Genomic DNA, 20,019 nt, shown 5'->3' on the forward strand with positions numbered 1-20,019 from the left:
AAGTTGATCTTCAATATATAGGCGAAGCATATCGTTGAAAGGTTCCCTTTCGGTGGTTTTTTATTTAAAAACACTTTGACAACACCTTGTCATTTTGTTAATATGTTGTCATTATGAGCCATAACCTAACCCCTGAAAGCAGCGCTTTTTCCGACCTGATCATCGAAATATTCCGCCTCAACCGCCAATTGCTGGATGCCGGGGATCAACTGACTCAACCCGTTGGACTCAGCAGTGCCCGCTGGCAAGTGCTTGGTGTTGTTGAGCACGGACCTGTTACCGTACCGAATGTGGCCCGTGAAATGGGGCTGACGCGGCAAGCGATACAACAGGTAGCCGATTCCTTGGTGGCTGAAGGGTATATGCGGTATGAGGACAATCCCCATCACCGCCGGGCCAAGCTTATGGTGATCACGCCAAAAGGTCGAACTGCGCTGGATGAAATTCAACGTCGTCATGCCGTCTGGACCAACCACATCACCGAGCAGCTCTCCAGCGAAAGATTAACTCACCTGCTGGATGAAATTCGCTGCATTCGAGAACTCCTTGATCAAAGCAACTCCCTTTTTGAGTCACCGGATATGTAACGGTCATATTCAATTTCACTGTGGAGGTGTTCTATTTGTCGATGGAACGGAGTCAAAATGTCATCCCCCTGCTTCCTTGCAAGTCTATTGACGAGCAGCTGGATTTCTATGAAACGTTGGGTTTCGAAATCACCTATCGTCAAGCCAAACCGAATATATATGCCTGTGTCCGGCATTCCATCGCGGAACTTCATTTTTTCGGCCTAAAGCAGCTTGTCCCCGCAGAATCCTACGCCATGTGCTATATTCATGTTCCTAACGTGGATGAAGTCTATGAGGATTTTTGTGCCCGCTTTAAACGGACGTACAATAAAATCCCGCGGTCCGGAATCCCGAGAATCACCCGCCTATCCGATTTATCGGAAGACCGCCGATTTAATCTGATTGATCCTGCCGGAAACCATCTGTTAATCGGACAAAGACACGACAGTTCCAAATTGAAACAGCACGACGAATCCATCTGGGATACTCCAAACCAACCGCTGAATACCTATGAAATTGCGTACCGGTTGGCCTATTCGAAAGACGATCACGCGGCGGCCAGCAAAGTGCTCGATAAAATGTTGGCGAGCGATAAGGAAGTTTCGAACGAACTCCGCTATAAAGCCCTGATCCTGCGGGCGGACTTGGCTTTTTCCAACGACGATCCAGATCTTGCAGAACAATTACTTACCCAAGCAAAACAGCTGACCCTCACGGATCAAGAGTTTGATCGGGTTAGCGAGGATACGGATAAAATGAATGAGTTGCTGGAGTCTTTAGGGAGCAGCATGTGAAGGGTTCGTTAAATTTCAAAAAGGTGAATAAAAGCCTCACTCTATGAGTGGAGGTTTTTATTCACCTTTTTGCTTTCTTTATCGAGGCAAAATAATAGTAAATTTAAAGATGTTATTTATATGATTGAGGGTTAAGGTTCCCCCATGCATCTCAATAATGTTTCTGGCAATAGATAGGCCTAATCCGGACCCCGTTTGAATGCCTTCGCTGCTTCGTGAATGGTCGACTTTATAAAAACGATCAAAGAGTTTATTTTCTTGTTCAAGCGTTAGTGGATACCCTTTATTTTCGACCTCAATATGAATTTGCTTAGGATTCGATTTCATGAAAATACGAACGGCTCCCGGTTTTACAGAGTACTTAAGGGCGTTCATAAGCAGGTTATCGATGGCCCTGGCAATTTTTTCACTGTCGATAAGGGTTATAATAGGTGAGTCCCCTATTTCTTTTACAATATGGATCCCGTTCTCTTGGGCGATCGGTTCAAATTCAAACAGCAACTGATCGAGAAGTTGGAATACATCGATCTTCTTTAGGTCCAGTCGGGTTTCGATCGAAGTAAGTCGAGTATATTCAAATAAATCATCGAGCAATTTTTTCAAATGAAGGGCTTTGTTATAGGTGTTTTGAACAAATCGCGTATATTCTTCCTTATCTTGAAATGAGTCTGTTCTTAAAAGCTCAATGTAGCCGATAATACTTGTTAGAGGCGTACGCAAGTCATGTGAAATGCCTGTGATCATCTCCATCTTGGATTTTTCTGCTTCACGCTCCTTTACAATCTGCTGTTGCAAACGCTCTGTCATTCGATTAATGTTAAACGCGACCCGCCCGAGTTCATCTTGCCGATGAACTGATACCCGATAATTCAAATCCCCCTCCGAAATAATTTGAAGCCCATATTCCAAATTGATTAAGTCTTTCACAATTCGTCGTGTTAAAACTAAAAAAGTAAGAATAAAGCTAACAATAAACAAGGGCGTAAGAAGATAGGGAAAGAAATGGAGAAACCCATCCCACCCCATTTCATTACCAACCTTTGAGAATAGTAAAATGAGCAAATCATTACTAGCGATTGCAATAATTAAACTTAGAACTGTTCTGATTAATATGTTGACCTGGATCTTTTTTTTCCTTATCGGCTTTTGTACATGTTCAGTCAATTTTATAGCCAACTCCCCAAACCGTTTTGATATAGCGGGGCTCTCTTGGAGATTCCTCTATTTTTTCCCGCAAATTTCGAATGTGCACCATTACTGTATTATCTGAATATCCATACGGTTCTTTCCAAACGCTTTCGTAAATCTTCTCAGAGCTAAATACTTGTCCAGGGTGGCTTGCAAGCAGCTCTAGAATTGAGAACTCAAGCGGGGTCAGCGGGATCTGGTTTCCTTTCAACAAAACGGAATGTTTAGTCTTATCAATAACAAGGTCTTTGATGAGGATCAGAGAGTTAAATTCTTCTTTTCCTATTAATGCTTGTCGTCGCAGTTGAGCTTTTACCCGAGCGAGCAATTCTAACGGATTAAAGGGTTTTATCATGTAATCGTCCGCTCCGGTAGTAAGACCTGTGATTTTGTCGATATCTTCTTCCTTGGCCGATAACATGATAATGGGAGTGTTCGAAATTTCCCTTATTTTAATGCAAGCTTTAATTCCATCCATTCGCGGCATCATGACATCCAGGATAACGAGTTGGATCGAGGTCGTTTTTATGATATCCAGCGCTTCCAGACCGTCTACAGCTTCTATGATATGGTATCCTTCATTACGCAAATATACATGAATGACATCTCTAATTTCCGAGTCGTCATCTACGATAAGCACGGTATTCATTTCATGCTGCTCCTGTTCTGTTTTATAGTATGGCTACTAAAATCGCTCCAAGCTATTACTCTATTTCATTTTGAATTATTCCCCTCTTGCGACAAGTATAAACAAAAGCCGGGGGGAAATTGAAGGGCACGAACTCGATTTTTTCAATAATTAGTTCTTCGGCAAATTTTTTTTTCATTTGAAGAGAGTACTGATAAGCGACAAAAATCCCTCCTGGTTTTAGTGCCTCTATAATCTGGCGAAGTAAAGTTTCTCGCATTTCACTCGTAAAATTAAAGAATGGCAATCCACTAATAATACAATCAAGGTGACTGATGTCCTCTTGATTCATTTTTTTAACTAGTTGGCATGCATTCGAATAACATACGAAATCGGGATATTCTGTCTTCAGATTATTTCTCATCTTCTTATCTCTTTCAAACAATATCACTTTAGTTGCTCCGGTTAGCTGTGTTTTCATGAAACGTGTGATAGCACCTGTACCTGACCCGAGCTCCGCTACCGACTTTACCTCATTCCATGGTACAGACTGAAGCATTTTAGCGGCTAAAAATCGAGAACTCGGTATAACACTTCCCACTCGCTGTGGATTTTTGAGAAAACCTTGCAAAAAAAGCAGACATTCACGGATATTCAACAGTTACTCCCCCAATATGATAATTTTTTTCTCGTTGTTGATGGGCTAGAATTGGCGATAGAATCAATTATGTGAATTTAAAATAGGATTCCCCCCAAGCACCTGCCAGCCGTAAAAAATGTGACCGTCCATAATAAAGCGCTTAATGATGATACCAGGGCAAATTTTCTGAATCTAACCCCGCTTAATCCAACAAATAAAGGGATGATATACCGAATAACTGGAATAAAAAATCCAATACATATGGCCCTATCTCCTTGTTGTTTTAAAATCTTTTCAGCTTTCTGGAAGTGGCGATGATGTTGAAATCTTATTTTTAATTTTTTCCCAAAAATTCTGCCTGCAAAATAAGAACTCGTAATGGATGTCAACAGGCCAACTAAGATGAAAACATATGTTTTCCACGGGTCTAAAACACCGGCGTTACTCAGAATACCGCCAGTTAGTATTGTTATTTCATTGGGGACCGGGACTCCGAATGGACCTAGCGAGAAGGCTAAGAAAAAAGCAAGATAGCCATAGTGCTCAACGAACTGTATGATGGTATTACTGATCATGTTTCTGCTCCTCGTTGTGTTTTAGACAGAAACATAATACCGAAAAATTCTAAGGAATTTGCGAGGATAAATCTAAAGAAAAGCTGAAGGAGTCTTTAAAGAGCAACTTGTATTGGTATAGTTTAAAAAAGAAAAAGCCTTCACTCATATGGAGTGAGGCTTTCTTGTCTATGTTGCAAATCGCTTACGTTAAACCTTTCGAAAGATCTCACGTTCCAACTCCCGGAATATTCCCTCTTCCATCCTCTTACTCAGTTGCAGATACTTATCCGCTAGCGGATGATCATGTCCAAAATAATAGCCGATTCGCCCGGTTAGCGAGTCATCCTGATGCTCGGTTCTCCATTCGAACAATTGCGTGTACAATTCCATTAAGTCCTCTTGGACTTCCTGGACAAACCGAAGCGAACTCAACGGGTGACTCAGCTTAAGGTCAAGCAAATCGTGAAGTACGTCCAGCTTATGTTCTATGAGCTGCTTATCCACTTCTCCCGAATCGCGTTTCTCCTGTTCCAATGGGGTATCATTCTTAATATCCGAAATAAGTTCGCGGAAAGATAACTTTACCATCTGCATGCCAAAGTAAGCCCACCAGTGACTTCCGGTTCCTATGCTGTACAACTCCCACCCCGGATTCCAGAGGAGCTGCTTCATCCTCTCCCGCTGACTTTCCCCATAAGCGGCGATACCCAAAAGAATCCCGGCGTTGCAATCCGTGGAAGCCTGATCCCCCCAAGCCTGAAGCCGCGGAACGATCTCAGGACCGCAAAATTTAAAAGAAAGCGCCGGCAAAAACTCGGAAAAAAGCGGCTGCCCGTACACCTTTTCCATTTCCGCCCTCAACCGGTCCTCATGATGCGGTCCGATCGGAAGGTGCATAAGCCCGAGACACGCATCCTTGGATAGATACCAGTCATCCATTCCGATGCAATCTACCATATAGTCCGTGTATTTTTCATAGCCCATATAGCCCAATACATGTAAAATATCGCTCGGCATATCGTCCTTTAGTCTACTTTGCTCAAAGCAATCACGATCGATCTCTTCCGCAAGCGCCGGATCCCCGCATCGCATTACAGGGTTAAGCACCATAACATGTCTATAATCCCCAGGCTGCTCCAGAAAAAGCCTAAAAAGTGCCGCAGCGTCTTCACGTTCTCCATATAACGCAATAACTTGACAATAGGATGACAGGATAGCTGCGGGAAGCCTCGGCTGACTCCTGAGAAGACGAATTAGTCGTTCCGTGTGTTGAAGCATTGTGTTCTCCTTTTTTCCCTATATAGGTTGAACTAAAGATGCTCCGTCAACATCCACCATTGTAGATATAAAGCGCCACCGTTGGAGCTTACACACTTAACCGCGATATATTAACGGGAAAACCTCCCGTTAATATATTGCTCTAGGCCCTTGGATCCAATTTAGCTGGAAAAGCTCCATCTATTTCGCGATTAAATTGCCGGTACACGCAATTTCAAGCGAATTAGCGGGAGGTTTTCCAGCTAATGTGCCCTGCAGCCGCATAGGCACCCTATTAACGTGAGGAATTCCCGTTAATTTGATTTAAATCATTGGCGTCGAGCAAGATTGTGATAAGAACAGAGCTCACACTGCTGTCTTTTATGCAAAATCAATAGTTCAGCCTATATAGTACGAAATAATTTCATATATGTTAATTAATAGTACCGGCGCTGAGAGCTGTCAGCCATTAACGTGCGCGTCCGGAAACGCATCACTCACAAGATTCAGCATAATCCCATGTTCAAGCAGAGCTTTCAGACCGCAAACCACAATCGTGTATCCTCCTTTTGCGTCGATGGCTTGCTTTACAATTTCTTCCTGACCCCCCGTGAACCCCGCGTTTTTAATCGTGACCAGGGTTTCATGGTCCGCTCGCGGCGTAAAAGTCCATTCGACTGTAGTGCGATCGTCGAATTCAATGAAGATTCGTTTATTCTCTTCGATTTCTTTGACCTCAAGGTCGGCTCCAACCCCGTACATCTCCCAATCCCAACGGACACGCTTTCCCTGTTCCAATCTTCCGCTGCTTTGGGTGAACCAGAATTTGGTGGTGATCGCAGGATCGGCAAAGGCCTCAAATACTACATGAATCGGCCTTTTGATTAGCATTTCTACCTGAACTGTCGATAAATCATCGATGGATTGAAGCTTCTCTTGCATGATTCCCGCATCCCCTTCCGCACTTGTTGGATTGCCTGCAACGGCATTCTTCCGGTCCGTTTCATCTCCTGTAGTATTCCCCGTTAAGAGTAAAACTTGTCCTGCTCAAACGCTCCCCTTCTCGCCAGTCTTGGCAGCTAACGTATCCCATACGCTAATCAGTAGAGAGATGGCCGCGTCAATAACCTCGTAGGGAACCCCGTCCCGGGCTTGCATTGAAATTCCCCCACCGCCCCGTCACGGTTAAATGCGCGAGGGCGTCCCGTTCGTGGCATAAGAAGACCTCCATTATTAATTCTATACTAATCGTTCCAGAAGTCCTTGACAAGGCAGGAGCATTCCAATCAATATATAGAACGATCAATCCATAAGCGTCGTATTCGGATGTGGAAAGTGCCGGATTACCTCGGGCAGCCTGCAAATCAAAGCGAAAAACTGCTCTTCTTCAACTCCTCGGTACTGAACAAGGTATCGTAAAGGACAACGGCTTCGTTCCGGACAAAATCGTCAACGATCCGGAGTACATGTTCCTCCGACGTACCGTGTATCATCGCGTACAGGTTGTATGGCCACTCCGGGTATGGCGTCCGCCGGTAACAGTGGCTGACTTCACGAACTGCGGCGAGCCTTTGGCCGGCTTCATCAACATGCTCCACCGGAAGGAGGCCGACGAACATACCGTTCGCGATAAACCCGGTGTTCCGGTGCTTCAGGACGGCCCCGACCCGTTTGAGCGCACCGGATTCCCGCATTCTTTGCAGCCGCAGCAGAACCTCTTCGACCGCGCATCCCGTTCTGCGGGCGATATCGCCATAGGGGTCAGGCGAAACTCGAAGCTCCCCTTGCAGCTCGCGGACAAGCCTCAGATCAATATCGTCCAAAGTCTCCCTCGCCTCCCCTTTCCTGTTCCTCCATATTAAAAAATACCTTCAGCTTATACATCCGCTCCGCCGGAAATTCAAATATTTTAGCCTGACCCGCAGCCTCCCGGATCTCCCCCAGGATGCCCGCCCGTTCCTCTTCCGTCCGCGCCGATAACGTAAACCACATATTTAACCGGCTGCGGCGGCGGTAATTATGCGTCACGCCCTTGAAACTGTTCACTACCGCGGCTACATCATAGAAAAGCTCTTCCTTGACTTCCATCGCGTATAATCTTCCCGAAAATCCAAGCTTTGTCGGATTAAAAATCCCCCCGACCCGGCGGATCATCCCCTCCTCCGTTAGCCTCCCCATCCTTTGCAGCACCTCCTGCACCGGCATGTTCAGCTCTTCGGCGATATTCTCCCAGGGCAGCTTTACGAGCGGAAGCCCCTCCTGCACCCGGTTTAGCAAGACCCTGTCTTTCGCATCCAGTTCCACCTCTTATCCCTCCATAACTTTCCGCGCTGGCGGTCTTTTGTGACACCACGGTTCCTCGGCTAGAAAATTGCCGCCGCTATAGTAAAATGACCGGGCCCGGCACCCTCCGCAAGTCCCGACATCGGGGCAGGAGCCGCAGGACCCTTCATATTTTTGGAAGTTTCGCAAATCTTGAAAGACGGGATGGTTGCGCCAAATGTCCGAAAACGAGGTTTCACGGACATTCCCCACTTTCACGGGCAGATACGGGCAAATGTGCACATCCCCGTCCGGCAGCACCGAGCAGTAAGCCACGCCGGCGAGGCAGCCCCTGGTATAGCGCATTTCCATATTCATGGTTTTGGCAAGCGGCATGAATTGCGGCGCGCAGGTCGGCTTGATCTCGATCCGGGTTCCCTGCTGTTTCTGCAGCACCTTGCGGAGCACCATATAATAACGTTCATGTTTGAGCGCTTCTTCTTCCATGTGCACGGCACGTCCCGTCGGAACGAGAAAAAAGGGGTGCAGCGACGCCACGTTCAACTCCTCCGCGAGCTGCGCCACCTGTTCAAAGTCGTCCACATTGTCTTCTTTCAACGTCATGTTGATCTGAACCTTTAATCCGGCGGCCTGGGCATGCCGGATTCCTTCCACCGCCTTTTCCCAACCCTCCGCCGCATGTCTGAACCGGTTATGGGCCGCGGGATCAGCGCTGTCGATGCTGATGGCGATGCCGCCGAGTCCGGCATCCCTTAGCTCCCGGGCTTTCGCGGCGGTCAGCAGCGTGCCGTTGCTGCCGATCGCCGGCTTCAGCCCGATCGAGGCCGCATAGGCGACCAGCTCCGTCAGGTCGCCCCGGATCAGCGGTTCGCCGCCGCTGAAGATCAGGAGTCGGAATCCGGCCTCCTTGATCTGGTCCATGAGACGGCGTCCTTCCTCGGTCGTGAGCTGACCTTCGAGGGATGCCTCCGGACCCGAATCACGGTAACAGTGCTCACAGTACAGATTGCATCGTTTGGTCACATTCCAGGATACAAGCATCTTCGGCCTCCTTTTTGACTTTTTACACCAACTTGATTTCCCGGTCGCTTAAATAGCAGGCCGGATCGGCATCCCAGTAATCGCCTCTGACCGATGCGGCACGGGCGCGGAAATTTCCGTTGCAGATATCGAGCCAGCCGCAATTTTTGCAGCGCCCCTTCAGCAGCAGCTGCCTGTCCCTCAGGCCGGCAAGGACGGGATGAGACGCTTCGCTCCAGAGGTCGCTGAATTTCCGCTCCCGGATATTGCCGATTTCCACGTCCCGCATGAATTGATCGGGGTACACGCGCCCTTGCCAGTCGACGCAGCCGATCGCCAGACCGGAGCGGTTGCCGCCGTTGCGCCGCAGCAGCTCAAGCAGCGCGGCGGCCCGTTCGGGATCGCGCTCCTTCATCCACCGGTACAAATATACGCCGTCCGCATGGTTGTCTACCGTAAGCAGCTCGACGGCCTTGCCTTTTTGGTGGAGTTCCAGCGTCTTGGCAATGATCTTCTCCATCGCCAGCCGGGACTGCTCGCGGGTAACGTCCTCTTTCCTGAGAGCGCTGCCGCGTCCGGAATAGACCAGATGATAAAAACAGGCGCGCGTTATATTTTCTTCCTCGATCAATTCAAGAATTCCGTCCAGATCGTCATAGGTATTGCTGCTGATCGTAAACCGCAGGCCGACCTTCAAGCCGGCGGTCTGGCAGTTGCGTATGCCGCTAAGCGCCCGCCCGAACGAACCTTCGCGCCCCCGAAACCGGTCGTGCTTGCCTTTCAGCCCGTCGAGGCTGATGCCCGCATATTTGACTCCCGCCTCTTTGAGCAGCCTGGCTTTGCCGCTGGTAATTAGCGTGCCATTGGTTGACAAGACCGGGCGCAGCCCTTTGCTTGAGGCATAGGCGATCAGTTCAGGCAGATCTTTGCGCATCAGCGGTTCCCCGCCGGAAAACAGCAGCACCGGCACGCGGAAAGCGGCCAGATCATCGATAAAGTCCAGCGCTTCCGCCGTGGTCAGTTCTCCCTCATCTTTGGAGGGGCAAGCATCGGCATAGCAATGGCGGCAGCTCAGATTGCAGGCGCGCGTGGCATTCCAGACGACGACCGGACCTTTCTCGGCCGTTGTCCCTAGCGGTCTTGACCCGACCGGAAGCGAATACCGCAGATGATCTCCTTCTCCGTCCACACCGGTCAGCAGTTTCGTTACATTAATCATGCCTGTCCCTCTTTTCGCGATTGATAGTATCTATTCTTTTCACTATTTGTGAAAAAATACACATTACAGAGTTTCAAAACATTCGGTGATAAATACCTTTCTCGCAGCGTCTATTCTATATAGGTCAGAGAGGAGATAACCCGTATATGAAAAAATGGATCATTGCGACGATGCTGACATCCCTGTTGACGTCGCTGACCCTAGGCTGTTCCAATCAGAGCGGTGACTCGGGAACCGGGAAGGAAGAGGAAGCCAAGCCTACGGTGGAATCCCCGTTAAGGATTAACAGTGGCACAAACGCTCCGACGAATGCACCTGATGATCACCTCGATGAGAAAAAACATTTCGCGGACATCAAAAACCTAAGTCCCTTATTCGGGTTCGCGAATGCGGACGGCAGCCAAATCATCGTCACCGGGCAGAAAGCCGGGTTGGAAGCGTCCCTCTCGAAATACGGCAACATGATCGGAGAAGGCGGAAAAACGTACGGCGTCCGATTTGCGAAACGGCAAAAAGGCTCCGAGCAAAGCAACGGCCGGGACACCGCCAACAATTTCGCTAACCTGGAAGGTTATATTTTCGATGTGATTGACGGGAAGGCCGCTCCCAACGAGACCTATTATGTGGTGAATCAACAGGACTTTGACCTCCAATCCTTGCTTGAGATCACTTCCCCGGTGCAGACGGGAGCGGATGCGGAACATGAGGCGGAGGAAGAAACACTCATGGAAAACATCTCCCTCATGAGAGACCGCGATGTGGCTCAAATGTGGACGCTTGCCGGCATCGGCTCGGGACGTAAGCTTTATCTTGTCAGATTTGAGGACAAGGGGAAGGACCGGCTTTTCAGCATCGCCTTGTTTAATGGGGAGAATTTCTTATTTCGGGATTATCCTGCGGTAGCTGAGGACGATACATCCGTCTGGCGCGTGGATGACGGCGGTGAGGTGTCGCCGGACATGTTCCCGCTGCTGCTGGCCGCCGAAACGAAGCAAGGTCTCCTGCTGGGGATGTCGTGGTGGGGAGCGGAAGGCGTTGATTCCTTTTTCCTGCTGGAAGACGGGGAGAACCTCGGAGAGTTGGACATAAAGTATGGGCGGTATACATCGCCTTGACCATTACAATAGAGCAAACGGACGGTGATACCTATCAAATTGGAGCGATTGATCTCCATCATCTTCAAGCTGCTGAATCACGAAGTTTTGTCCGCCTCCAAGCTGGCTGAAGAGTTTCAAGTTTCGCAAAGAACCATCTATCGGGATATCGACGCGATTTGTGCGGCGGGGTTTCCGGTGGTATCGCATCAGGGAATGAACGGCGGATATGGCATTATGGACGGATACAAAATGGATAAGAGCCTGCTCGGTTCATACGATGTCAATTCCTTGATTACCATACTCCAAAGTCTCTCCACCGTGTTTGAAGACGAGCGTGCGCAGGGCACCATCGAGCGGCTGCAGTCGATCGGACCGGAGCATCGGACTACGAATTTGTCCGTCGATTTGGAAACCCGCCGCACGGATCTGGGCGCGCTTCCTCTTTTACGCATGGCCATCATGCAGCGAAATATCATCCGTTTTGATTACGTCAGTGCGCAGAATGAACGGACAACCCGCGTGATGGAACCGGTGCGGCTTCATTTTAAATTCGGCAACTGGTACATCTATGGGTATTGCCGAACACGACGGGATTATCGGGAGTTCCGGCTATCCCGGATGCTGCATCTGACGCTGACGCAGGATACCTTTAATCCGCATCACGAGGTACCGGAGGACGCGGGGGCTGCAAAAAAGGCCTGGGATGGCCAGGTTGAAGAAGTCGTAATCCGGGTAAAGCCTGAGGCTTTGGCCGAAGTGATGGATCAGTTCCACCAGGCGGAGAAGCAATTTCACGCCGATGGGAGCATGACCGTGCGGATTCCCGTTTATCGGCCGCTCGAGGCACGTTGGCTTTGGTCCATTCTGCTCAGTTTCGGCAGCGGGGCCGAAGTCCTCGAGCCTCCCCCGCTTCGGGACATTCTCAAAGAACAGCTTCAGCATGCGCTCAAGCTTTATGAAGAAGTATGACAGACTGTTGTCATACTTCTTTTTTTATAATCCGGACAGAAGCAAAAAACAAATCCATGACAAGTTGAAGGAGACGATACGAATGACGAATCATCCCGTAGAAATGTACCAATACCACACCTGGGCCAACCAAACGATCCTAGGGAGAATCAAGGAACTCCCGCCCTCCGTGCTGAGCCAGGAAGTGAACAGCTCATTTCCCACCATCGCCCACGCCCTGAGTCATATCTACTCTGTAGATACGATGTGGTATCTGGTTTTAACGGGCATGGAGATGCCTGAGGCTTTTCAATCAGCGAAACCGCTAAATGAGAATGTCCTGGGTTCCGTGGATGAGTACGCCAACGCCTTTGAGCAGTTAGCCGAACAATACGGACAATGGTTCCGAAGCCAAGCCGATCTGGAGCAAACCATTCTGCTTGACAATCCGTTCGCCGGAATCCGCCAAACCCGCTTATCGGAAATGGTGCTGCATGTGGTTAATCACGGGACCTACCACCGGGGCAATATTTCTACGATGCTCCGGCAATTGGGCCACGCATCCACTATGAACGACTACGCGCTTTTTTGGTATATGAAACCGGCTGCAACCATGAACTAAATCTATGGAAATTGAAAATCTCCTTCCCGTCAAATCGAGAGAAGAATTAAGGATTTGGCTTTACGAGCACAGCAAGACCGAAAAAGCTTGTTGGGTGGTAGTCGGCATGAAGCCGACTCCGGGTACGCTCTTATATTTGGACGCGGTCGAAGAAGCTTTGTGTTTTGGCTGGATCGACAGCATCAAAAAGAGAATATCCGAAACGGAGACGGCGCAAAGACTGTCACCCAGAAGCAAAAAAAGTTCATGGACCGAACTCAACAAAGAACGTGTCCGCCGCCTCGAAAAGCTGGGGTTCATGACAGACGAAGGAAGAAAGGTACTTCCCGACATGGACCCCGATTCTTTTGAAATGGATAGGGTGATAGAGCAAAGACTGCGAGAGGAACCGCAAGTTTATGAGAATTTCTTGGCTTTTCCGGCGCTGTATCAAAGAGTTCGGATCGACACCATCCAAAGCGTCATAAACCAACCCGGATTGTTTGAAAGCAGATTAGACAAATTTATAACAAACACGAGAGAAAATAAAATGTACGGGCAATGGCATGATGATGGTCGCCTGCTGGATGATTAAGTTGTTAAGTGGATTAAGGATTGACAACGCGCCAAGAATGCTTTTATACTGTTTACCGGAACGGAATACGATCTAAAACCTAATCAGGATGATGTGGACTTTTCTGGAGACTATCTCTATTTTCGCCACACGGAAGGCCTTACCGGTCTTTTGTGTGGCTTTTTTGCGTCCACCGAAGGAGGAGAATCATGAAATTTTGGCACTATGCACTGATTGTGTTTTTGGGAGGCTGCTGTTACGGGATTTTATCCACTTTCGTGAAATTGGCCTATGCTGCGGGTTTCACCGTGTCGGCCGTGACCGGAGCGCAGTATTTCTTCGGGGTTGTGTTGGCCTGGATTGCCGTCCTATTGACCAAAAAGAAAAAACTGACTCGCAGGCAAATTACCAAGCTGATCTTATCGGGGATTCCGTTCGGGTTAACCGGTATCTTTTATTATCAAGCCTTACAAACCCTAAACGCTTCCCTCGCTATTGTATTTTTGTTCCAGTTTGTTTGGATCGGGGCCCTGCTGGAGTGGGTGTTCCATAAGAGAAAGCCTACAAAGCGTAAGCTTGTTTCGATTGGGTTGCTTCTGGTCGGTTCCATTCTGGCAGCCAATATCCTCTTTCAGGAAAGCCTCACGTTGTCATGGCAGGGAACCATATGGGGAATGCTTGCGGCATGCAGCTTTTCCACCTTTGTTTTTTTGAGCAGTTCTGTCGAAAAAGCGGCACCGCCCATTTTAAAAAGCGCTCTGCTGTCCACGGGAGGCGTAATCACTGTCTTTCTCGTATTTCCGCCAACGTTTTTATTCGACATGGATGGTTTAGCGGGGGTGCTTCCTTATGGATTAGCGCTGGGTGTGTTCGGGGTCGTCCTTCCTCCCCTCTTGTTTTCCATTGGAATGCCGCATGTCGGCTCAGGATTGGGGACCATTCTTACCTCCTCCGAATTGCCGGTGGTTCTGATCATGTCCTCTTTGGTACTGGCGGAACCGATCAGCTTGCCGCAGTGGATTGGGGTAATCATTATTCTGCTAGGGATTGTTAGCAGCAATCTCCGGGCGGGAAGCTCGAATCCCAACTCTTTAAACGTTCAGAAGTCTGCCGGTTAGAGTAACAAATCATAACCACCCGTCAAACGGGTAGTTTGCTCTTAGGTTATAAGCCTTTATTACCAGCTCGCGTCTAAAGGCGCTAGCTTTCACTTCGTTCAAGCTACTATACCGCTGCCGCTTTTGACTACCCCATGAAGGGGTGCGATTATTACTAGCACCCCGTCAAACAACCTCGATAACATAAAATTCCTGCATATCTGCATGCTTTTTTCCTGTTTGGACTCAAAATTTCTAATTACCTGCAAATCTGCAGGAATTTTCGACGAAACCGGCTCGTTTCTCTAAAAACGCTGGAAATTCTTGCAGATTTGCATCTTTTTTCGCATCCCCTCGGAAATCGGCTTAAATACCTGCAGATTTGCATCTTTTTGAAGTTGGAAGTTTGGAAGCACTCTAGGCGCCAACTTTTTTGGTTTATTCATCAGGGGTAACTTCAATTCGGTCTACAATAAACTCATTTAGGGTTTGATTATACTTATAGGTTACTTGAACAGTGCATACGTGATCTGGAAGCACCCCATTCACGGGGCTCCGTTTAATACATGAGCTTCATTCGTATCTAAATTAGTACCCGTCCGGTAACAAGAATAACGACCACTTCTTCTCTACCATCCCTTGTAAGATCAACATAGGACATCCATGGATTAGACACTCCGCCAAGTATTTTCCAATGGATGATAGTAAGCCTCCTACAGAAATGCCGCTAACTTCCGAGAGGTCACCCGATATGTGGTCGGCGATAGTCCTCTCTTGGACGTGAATTGTTTGATGAAGTAGGTGTCGTATTCAAATCCGGTGGCACGTGCGATATCGTTCAGGTTCATATCCGTATGCGTTAAAAGATCGCCCGCTACCTTCAAGCGATGCGAAAGCAAGTAACCCATGGCGGTAGTTCCGCATCTTTCCTGAAACAGCTTGTTCAGACTCACCCGGTTCAAGTGGGCACACTTCGTCAGATCTTCCAAAGCAATTTTCCTGAAATAATTCGTATGGATATATTCCAGAACCAGATCCACCGGCGATTGTTCGCTGCTCCGATTTAAATCCTCGAGCATGCCCAAAATCTGGATCAGGTATTTCTTGATTCGGCACCTCCACCGTTCATCGCTTTGCGCCTGCACTTCCGTACCAAGCACAAAAAACCACTCGAACAGGAGCGGATAGGCTTTTTCGGTTATACGGGGCAGACCTGTATGTTGGGCATCATTTCTTTGAAAAAGGGAAAGGCCCGTCCGGATTCTCGGAGCCATCCGAAGGTCGCGCTGCGTCTCGGAATCCGGTACGGAGTTCAGAAATTCGCGTTGAAAATGAAAGGATTGGGCGGCCACGTTCTGCTTCTCCGTGATTTTCAGCTCATCCTCTTCCGCCAGGCACAAGATACAGGGAGCGGCAATCGATAGGGGACGTTCGTTCAACATCCCCCTCATACTCCCGGACGTAACGAAAACGAGAGAGAGCCGATCGGGGTAAGGAAGATGACTCAGATCCTCCACGGCGGCAAATTCAATGTTCACCAGGCGGTTTTTGTAACGGTCGAATTGCGGCATAGCGTTCACCTATCAAATAGTATAGTCAGATCCTTCATTTATGCCAGTGTACCACACCAGGGGGAGGGATATAATGACGTTGTAGCAACAAAAGGAGGAGTCAAACATGGCTGTTGAACGTTTTCATATTCACGTTTCCGATGAGATCCTGGACGATCTGCAATACAGACTGCGGCACATCCGTTGGCCGGATCAAGTCGAAAACACGGGTTGGGAACGCGGCACGGAATTAAACACATTAAAATCGCTGGTTTCGTATTGGAGAGACCAATATGATTGGCGCGTACAAGAATCCGCCTTGAACCGCTTTTCCCAGTTCCGCTGTCATATCGACGGCTTCGACGTACATTTTGTACATGAGCGCGGGAAGGGATCTAACCCGTTGCCCCTGATTCTTACCCACGGGTGGCCAGACAGTTACCTTCGGTACCAAAAAATCATTCCGCTTCTGACGGATCCGGCCAGCTATGGCGGTAACCCCGAGGATTCTTTTGACGTGATCATCCCTTCCGTACCCGGATTCGGGTTCTCCAGCCGCCCTAAGCAGCCCGGCGTTAACAATTTGCGTGTCGCCGACATGTGGGCCAAGCTTATGACCGAAGAATTAGGCTACCCCAAATTTGGCGCCGCTGGCGGGGATATCGGCTCCGGCGTGACCAGATACCTGGCGGCAAATCATCCCGAACTGTTATACGGAATTCATCTTACCGATATCGGAATTATAAGGGATCTGATGTCCGCTGCCGATGAGGCCAAGCTTTCGGAAGAAGAACGGCGGTACAAGAAAGCGGCTTCGACATGGATTGCTCAGGAGGGAGGTTACATGTCCATTCAAACGACGCGCCCCCAAACGCTGGCTTATGGACTCTCCGACTCGCCGGCAGGATTGGCAGGTTGGCTTATGGAAAAATTCCAGGCATGGAGCGATTGTCGGGGTGACCTCCAGCAAAGATTCAGCGAGGACGAACTCATCACGCATATGATGATCTATTGGGTGACGAACACCATCGGATCGACAGCGCATCTTTACTATGAAAACGCGCATTCTTTGCCGCCGCTCGGCTACATCGAGGTTCCGACAGCCCTAGCCTTATTCCCGGCGGATGTCTTGCTGCCGCCTAAAGCGTGGGCTGCGCGCCACCTGAATGTAACCCGTATGGCTTCGATGCCCCGCGGCGGGCATTTTACCGCATGGGAAGAACCGGAGGCTTTGGCCGTTGATATTCGGGAGTTCTATAGGCCTTTTAGGGTGAAGAATTGAGAAAGAATTTAAAGAGGCTAACCGCTCGGGTTAGCCTCTTTAAATTGGATGAGGGCAAAATTTATTTGGGATTCGAATAAATCTCAAGGCGATATAAATCGACAATAAACCCGCCAGGAATTAATATATCCAGCCCTATCAAGCCATCTATTTTGTTATCTGTATCGATGCGGCCAAAATCAATAGAAAAATTAACCACACGGAATGAATGAAACCCAACTTCATGTATCTTCCTGCGCACGGCAGCCTCTCTGCCGCCGATACCATTCATGAATCGAATCTGATCCCCTGGCTCATAGGCATCGAACAGTTCTTGTGCTACATCAATGGAGAGAATGGATTCTGCCGCTCCAGTATCAATAACGACATTTGGGAATTGAAGTGTCTTCCCGTTATGGGTAATTTCTATATTCGAGAACAACAAACCGTCTTTATATTCAAGATTCATTTTTAGTCCTTCTTCTGATCATCGGCTTGTCCCGTACTTCTATAACAATAGCTTCGTTGGAAGTATGGTAAACAAAACGCTCATTCTTGGCGGCAAACAATTCCTTCATCGCTTCCTCCGAATCAGAAATAGGCTTGATGATAGCTACTTCTTCTACATGAAGCTTATTTTCTTCATAATGAGACTTCAGTTCTTCAACCAATACAAATTGATCGGGAAAAAGTTCCCTAACTTCCGCCCATAACAACAGGATCGCCTCCTCTTTAATCATATTTTACCATGTTGAATGATCGAGAAAAACAAATTTGAGGCTAAAGCACAACTTCCGGCCCTCCACTTATTTACGCTTACCGAAGAATAACCCGCTCACTCGCTTAGCGAAGTCTTCGATCCCAAAGCTTGCCGTATCGATCCGGTTGTACCAGTTGGTCACGGTTTCCAGCATCCATAACGGAACCTTTGTCCCTTTGACCAGCGGATAAACGTGCTGATATGCCCAGACCAAATGCTCCCAACGATTGTCGTTCCCCTCTTGGATGTATTCCGAAACATCGAGGACTTTTCCTCTCCCCTCCTGCAGGAGAACGTTCTTAAGATGAATGTCCCTGGGATTCAACCCTCGACTTCGGACGAACTGACGCGCTTCCTCCACGTCCAGGATGGCTTGCTCGGGAACCGGCACACCCTGCAGAAGACAATCGTAAAACGTCATTCCCTGTTCCAAACTTAAAACCAAATAGTTAGGACCCACACCATAGCACCTGGCAAAATAACGCGATCCTTCTAACCGATCATAAATCCCTGCCTCAACATCCTTCTTTTCTAATGCCTGCGCGGTATACACTTTATACGCGTATTCAGGAGTGGCCGGATCATAAAAAACAGCAGCATCCGTACCGATCCCGATACAGCGTAAATTTTCCGGGACATGAATGACCGAAACCGGCTTATTGTTTTCATGACCTGTCACCTCAACAAGCTTTAAGGCTTCCTCCGCCCGCATCCATTCCGATTCCATGGTCACCTGCTCCTTTTGTTTCGCCAACGGTCCATTGTTTATTTTCGAGTAATTGTGTATAACGTTACCCTATTTACGACGTTCCATCGACTTAAGTTTCGTCAGGAGGCCAGCTGTGATGCGTCTAATGGAGCTTTTTTTCCCAGAGTCTTGTTGTACTTACTAATTTCTGTCCTTGAAAAACTACTTTATATATGTCCGGCATCGTTGTAGTGCGCCAGAAGGAATAATCATATTGGGGGTCAAAATGATTCATCATTAACGTCATGATATCTCCGTGAGTCCCGATTACAATATTCTTGCCTTCGTATTTATTGAAAATCTCCAGTATAACCTTTACAGCTCTTTTCTGAGCTTCTTCACTCGATTCGCCTTCCGGGAATGCAAATGAAAGGTTCTCAAATAACATCTGCTTTGCTTCTATAAATGAGTGGGGCGAAAAATCGCCAACCCTCCTTTCTTTTAAATTTTCCTCTAGCTTGATTTCTTCTTCGTAACTCTGTGCTGTCGGCGCTATTGTTTCGATGGCTCTTGCACACGGACTGGAAATGAAATGATCTATGTTTTCCGCTTTTAATATTTCTTTGACAGTGAGTGCATCAAGCTTCCCCTTATCGGATAATCCTCTGTTTCTTTCCTGTCCTTCAACAAAGATGGACTCACCATGTCTCACAAAATAAAGGGTAGTCTCCATTTGTCGGATCCCGCCTTTCTCGCAAACCAGGGTGTGGATATACAGCGTAACTGGCTTCTCTTATTTACCTTATAAAATGTGCCCTTTCCTCTTGTTTTGAACTGAATAAATCTCCCCCGCCCATACAACCAGGTATCAAAATACTGTCCAGACTCTCAATATCGGCATCATATATTGTACAATCGGCAACACACTTTAAATCTGACTCCCCTCTAATCATATCTGAGGTGATTCCAATGGTTGCTATTGGATGGTTTCCTTGTTTCAAAATAGATAAGGCAACAGTTAATTCATACTCGCTAAAAAGAGGAAATAGGATTACCCCTGTTTTTTTCATACTCATCTTTGTATTTTCATCCTTTTTAATATGACTTACTCCCATGTTGTATTACCTTGTGACTTCGGGTACAGAACAATCTTCATGCATGTCTTCAATATCTAAGTAAGTGATGGGCCTCAACAAGATCCGCTTCGTTTCAAGAATCGGGAAGTTTTCTAAATGTCTAAGTTACTTCATCCCTCGTCTATAGTTAAAGTAGAATCGTTTTAATGATA

General features: G+C 47.8%; 24 protein-coding genes. 8 read left to right on the forward strand and 16 right to left on the reverse strand.

All coding sequences use genetic code 11. The features are described from left to right. Nucleotides 1-113 precede the first annotated feature (113 nt). Nucleotides 114-587 (forward strand): MarR family winged helix-turn-helix transcriptional regulator, encoded by a 474-nt coding sequence (locus V4U88_RS00805; RefSeq protein WP_334071316.1) that lies wholly within the window; start codon nt 114-116, stop codon nt 585-587. A 35-nt stretch (nt 588-622) separates the two neighbouring features. Next, nucleotides 623-1,363: a bleomycin resistance protein gene (locus V4U88_RS00810; RefSeq protein WP_334071317.1), complete on the forward strand. Its 741-nt coding sequence runs from the start codon at nt 623-625 to the stop codon at nt 1,361-1,363. Nucleotides 1,364-1,441: 78 nt separating this feature from the next. Here the strand turns inward: V4U88_RS00810 and V4U88_RS00815 are convergent, their stop codons facing one another. The 10 genes from V4U88_RS00815 to V4U88_RS00860 form a co-directional block, all read right to left on the reverse strand. Beyond that, the gene (locus V4U88_RS00815) at nt 1,442-2,527 is read right to left on the reverse strand and encodes a sensor histidine kinase (protein WP_334071318.1); all 1,086 of its coding nucleotides are present in this window, start codon (nt 2,525-2,527) and stop codon (nt 1,442-1,444) included. Next, on the reverse strand, nt 2,520-3,200 hold the full coding sequence (locus tag V4U88_RS00820) for a response regulator transcription factor (RefSeq protein ID WP_334071319.1): 681 nt from the start codon (nt 3,198-3,200) through the stop codon (nt 2,520-2,522). Before V4U88_RS00820 ends, V4U88_RS00815 begins: the two co-directional genes overlap by 8 nt. 55 nt (nt 3,201-3,255) lie before the next feature. Continuing rightward, on the reverse strand, nt 3,256-3,837 hold the full coding sequence (locus V4U88_RS00825; protein WP_334071320.1) for a class I SAM-dependent methyltransferase: 582 nt from the start codon (nt 3,835-3,837) through the stop codon (nt 3,256-3,258). Nucleotides 3,838-3,914: 77 nt separating this feature from the next. Continuing rightward, nucleotides 3,915-4,394 carry a DedA family protein gene (locus V4U88_RS00830; RefSeq protein WP_334071321.1) on the reverse strand — a complete coding sequence of 160 codons (480 nt, stop codon included), beginning with the start codon at nt 4,392-4,394 and terminating at the stop codon, nt 3,915-3,917. A gap of 189 nt (nt 4,395-4,583) precedes the next feature. Beyond that, nucleotides 4,584-5,486, reverse strand: a complete 903-nt coding sequence (locus V4U88_RS00835; RefSeq protein WP_334071322.1) for a hypothetical protein — start codon at nt 5,484-5,486, stop codon at nt 4,584-4,586. A 609-nt stretch (nt 5,487-6,095) separates the two neighbouring features. Further along, a complete protein-coding gene (locus tag V4U88_RS00840; RefSeq protein WP_334071323.1) occupies nt 6,096-6,575 on the reverse strand; it encodes an SRPBCC family protein in 480 nt (159 codons plus the stop codon). Nucleotides 6,576-6,997: 422 nt separating this feature from the next. Then, nucleotides 6,998-7,456 carry a siroheme decarboxylase subunit beta gene (ahbB, locus tag V4U88_RS00845; protein WP_334071324.1) on the reverse strand — a complete coding sequence of 153 codons (459 nt, stop codon included), beginning with the start codon at nt 7,454-7,456 and terminating at the stop codon, nt 6,998-7,000. Then, a complete protein-coding gene (gene ahbA / locus V4U88_RS00850) occupies nt 7,443-7,937 on the reverse strand; it encodes a siroheme decarboxylase subunit alpha (protein ID WP_334071325.1) in 495 nt (164 codons plus the stop codon). Before ahbA ends, ahbB begins: the two co-directional genes overlap by 14 nt. A 3-nt stretch (nt 7,938-7,940) precedes the next feature. Continuing rightward, the gene (locus tag V4U88_RS00855) at nt 7,941-8,957 is read right to left on the reverse strand and encodes a radical SAM/SPASM domain-containing protein (RefSeq protein ID WP_334071326.1); all 1,017 of its coding nucleotides are present in this window, start codon (nt 8,955-8,957) and stop codon (nt 7,941-7,943) included. 22 nt (nt 8,958-8,979) lie between these two features. Continuing rightward, nucleotides 8,980-10,155, reverse strand: a complete 1,176-nt coding sequence (locus V4U88_RS00860) for a radical SAM/SPASM domain-containing protein (RefSeq protein ID WP_334071327.1) — start codon at nt 10,153-10,155, stop codon at nt 8,980-8,982. 146 nt (nt 10,156-10,301) lie between these two features. On the opposite strand from V4U88_RS00860, the gene V4U88_RS00865 reads away from it, so the two are divergent. The 5 genes from V4U88_RS00865 to V4U88_RS00885 all read left to right on the forward strand — a co-directional run bounded on the left by V4U88_RS00865 (nt 10,302) and on the right by V4U88_RS00885 (nt 14,493). After that, nucleotides 10,302-11,270, forward strand: coding sequence for a hypothetical protein (locus V4U88_RS00865; protein ID WP_334071329.1), 969 nt, complete (start codon nt 10,302-10,304; stop codon nt 11,268-11,270). Nucleotides 11,271-11,303: 33 nt separating this feature from the next. Next, nucleotides 11,304-12,221: a helix-turn-helix transcriptional regulator gene (locus V4U88_RS00870; RefSeq protein WP_334072037.1), complete on the forward strand. Its 918-nt coding sequence runs from the start codon at nt 11,304-11,306 to the stop codon at nt 12,219-12,221. Nucleotides 12,222-12,303: 82 nt separating this feature from the next. Then, nucleotides 12,304-12,822, forward strand: coding sequence for a DinB family protein (locus V4U88_RS00875; RefSeq protein ID WP_334071330.1), 519 nt, complete (start codon nt 12,304-12,306; stop codon nt 12,820-12,822). 4 nt (nt 12,823-12,826) lie between these two features. Continuing rightward, nucleotides 12,827-13,396: a YdeI/OmpD-associated family protein gene (locus V4U88_RS00880; protein ID WP_334071331.1), complete on the forward strand. Its 570-nt coding sequence runs from the start codon at nt 12,827-12,829 to the stop codon at nt 13,394-13,396. Nucleotides 13,397-13,584: 188 nt separating this feature from the next. Beyond that, nucleotides 13,585-14,493 carry an EamA family transporter gene (locus V4U88_RS00885; protein WP_334071332.1) on the forward strand — a complete coding sequence of 303 codons (909 nt, stop codon included), beginning with the start codon at nt 13,585-13,587 and terminating at the stop codon, nt 14,491-14,493. 692 nt (nt 14,494-15,185) lie between these two features. On the opposite strand, the gene V4U88_RS00890 is transcribed toward V4U88_RS00885, so the two are convergent. Continuing rightward, nucleotides 15,186-16,043, reverse strand: a complete 858-nt coding sequence (locus V4U88_RS00890; protein WP_334072038.1) for an AraC family transcriptional regulator — start codon at nt 16,041-16,043, stop codon at nt 15,186-15,188. Nucleotides 16,044-16,149: 106 nt separating this feature from the next. On the opposite strand from V4U88_RS00890, the gene V4U88_RS00895 reads away from it, so the two are divergent. Then, the gene (locus V4U88_RS00895) at nt 16,150-17,304 is read left to right on the forward strand and encodes an epoxide hydrolase family protein (RefSeq protein WP_334071334.1); all 1,155 of its coding nucleotides are present in this window, start codon (nt 16,150-16,152) and stop codon (nt 17,302-17,304) included. Nucleotides 17,305-17,365: 61 nt separating this feature from the next. On the opposite strand, the gene V4U88_RS00900 is transcribed toward V4U88_RS00895, so the two are convergent. The 5 genes from V4U88_RS00900 to V4U88_RS00920 form a co-directional block, all read right to left on the reverse strand. Then, nucleotides 17,366-17,752: a retropepsin-like aspartic protease gene (locus tag V4U88_RS00900; RefSeq protein WP_334071335.1), complete on the reverse strand. Its 387-nt coding sequence runs from the start codon at nt 17,750-17,752 to the stop codon at nt 17,366-17,368. Further along, on the reverse strand, nt 17,742-17,999 hold the full coding sequence (locus tag V4U88_RS00905; protein ID WP_334071336.1) for a hypothetical protein: 258 nt from the start codon (nt 17,997-17,999) through the stop codon (nt 17,742-17,744). Before V4U88_RS00905 ends, V4U88_RS00900 begins: the two co-directional genes overlap by 11 nt. A gap of 90 nt (nt 18,000-18,089) precedes the next feature. Continuing rightward, nucleotides 18,090-18,770 (reverse strand): serine/threonine protein kinase, encoded by a 681-nt coding sequence (locus V4U88_RS00910; protein ID WP_334071337.1) that lies wholly within the window; start codon nt 18,768-18,770, stop codon nt 18,090-18,092. 124 nt (nt 18,771-18,894) lie between these two features. Then, on the reverse strand, nt 18,895-19,464 hold the full coding sequence (locus tag V4U88_RS00915) for a histidine phosphatase family protein (protein WP_334071338.1): 570 nt from the start codon (nt 19,462-19,464) through the stop codon (nt 18,895-18,897). A gap of 64 nt (nt 19,465-19,528) precedes the next feature. Then, a complete protein-coding gene (locus V4U88_RS00920) occupies nt 19,529-19,807 on the reverse strand; it encodes a DJ-1/PfpI family protein (RefSeq protein WP_334071339.1) in 279 nt (92 codons plus the stop codon). Nucleotides 19,808-20,019: the final 212 nt, after the last annotated feature.

Origin of the sequence: Paenibacillus sp. A14 (assembly GCF_036864815.1) — a bacterium.
GTDB classification, from domain to species: Bacteria; Bacillota; Bacilli; order Paenibacillales; family Paenibacillaceae; genus Fontibacillus; species Fontibacillus sanfengchensis.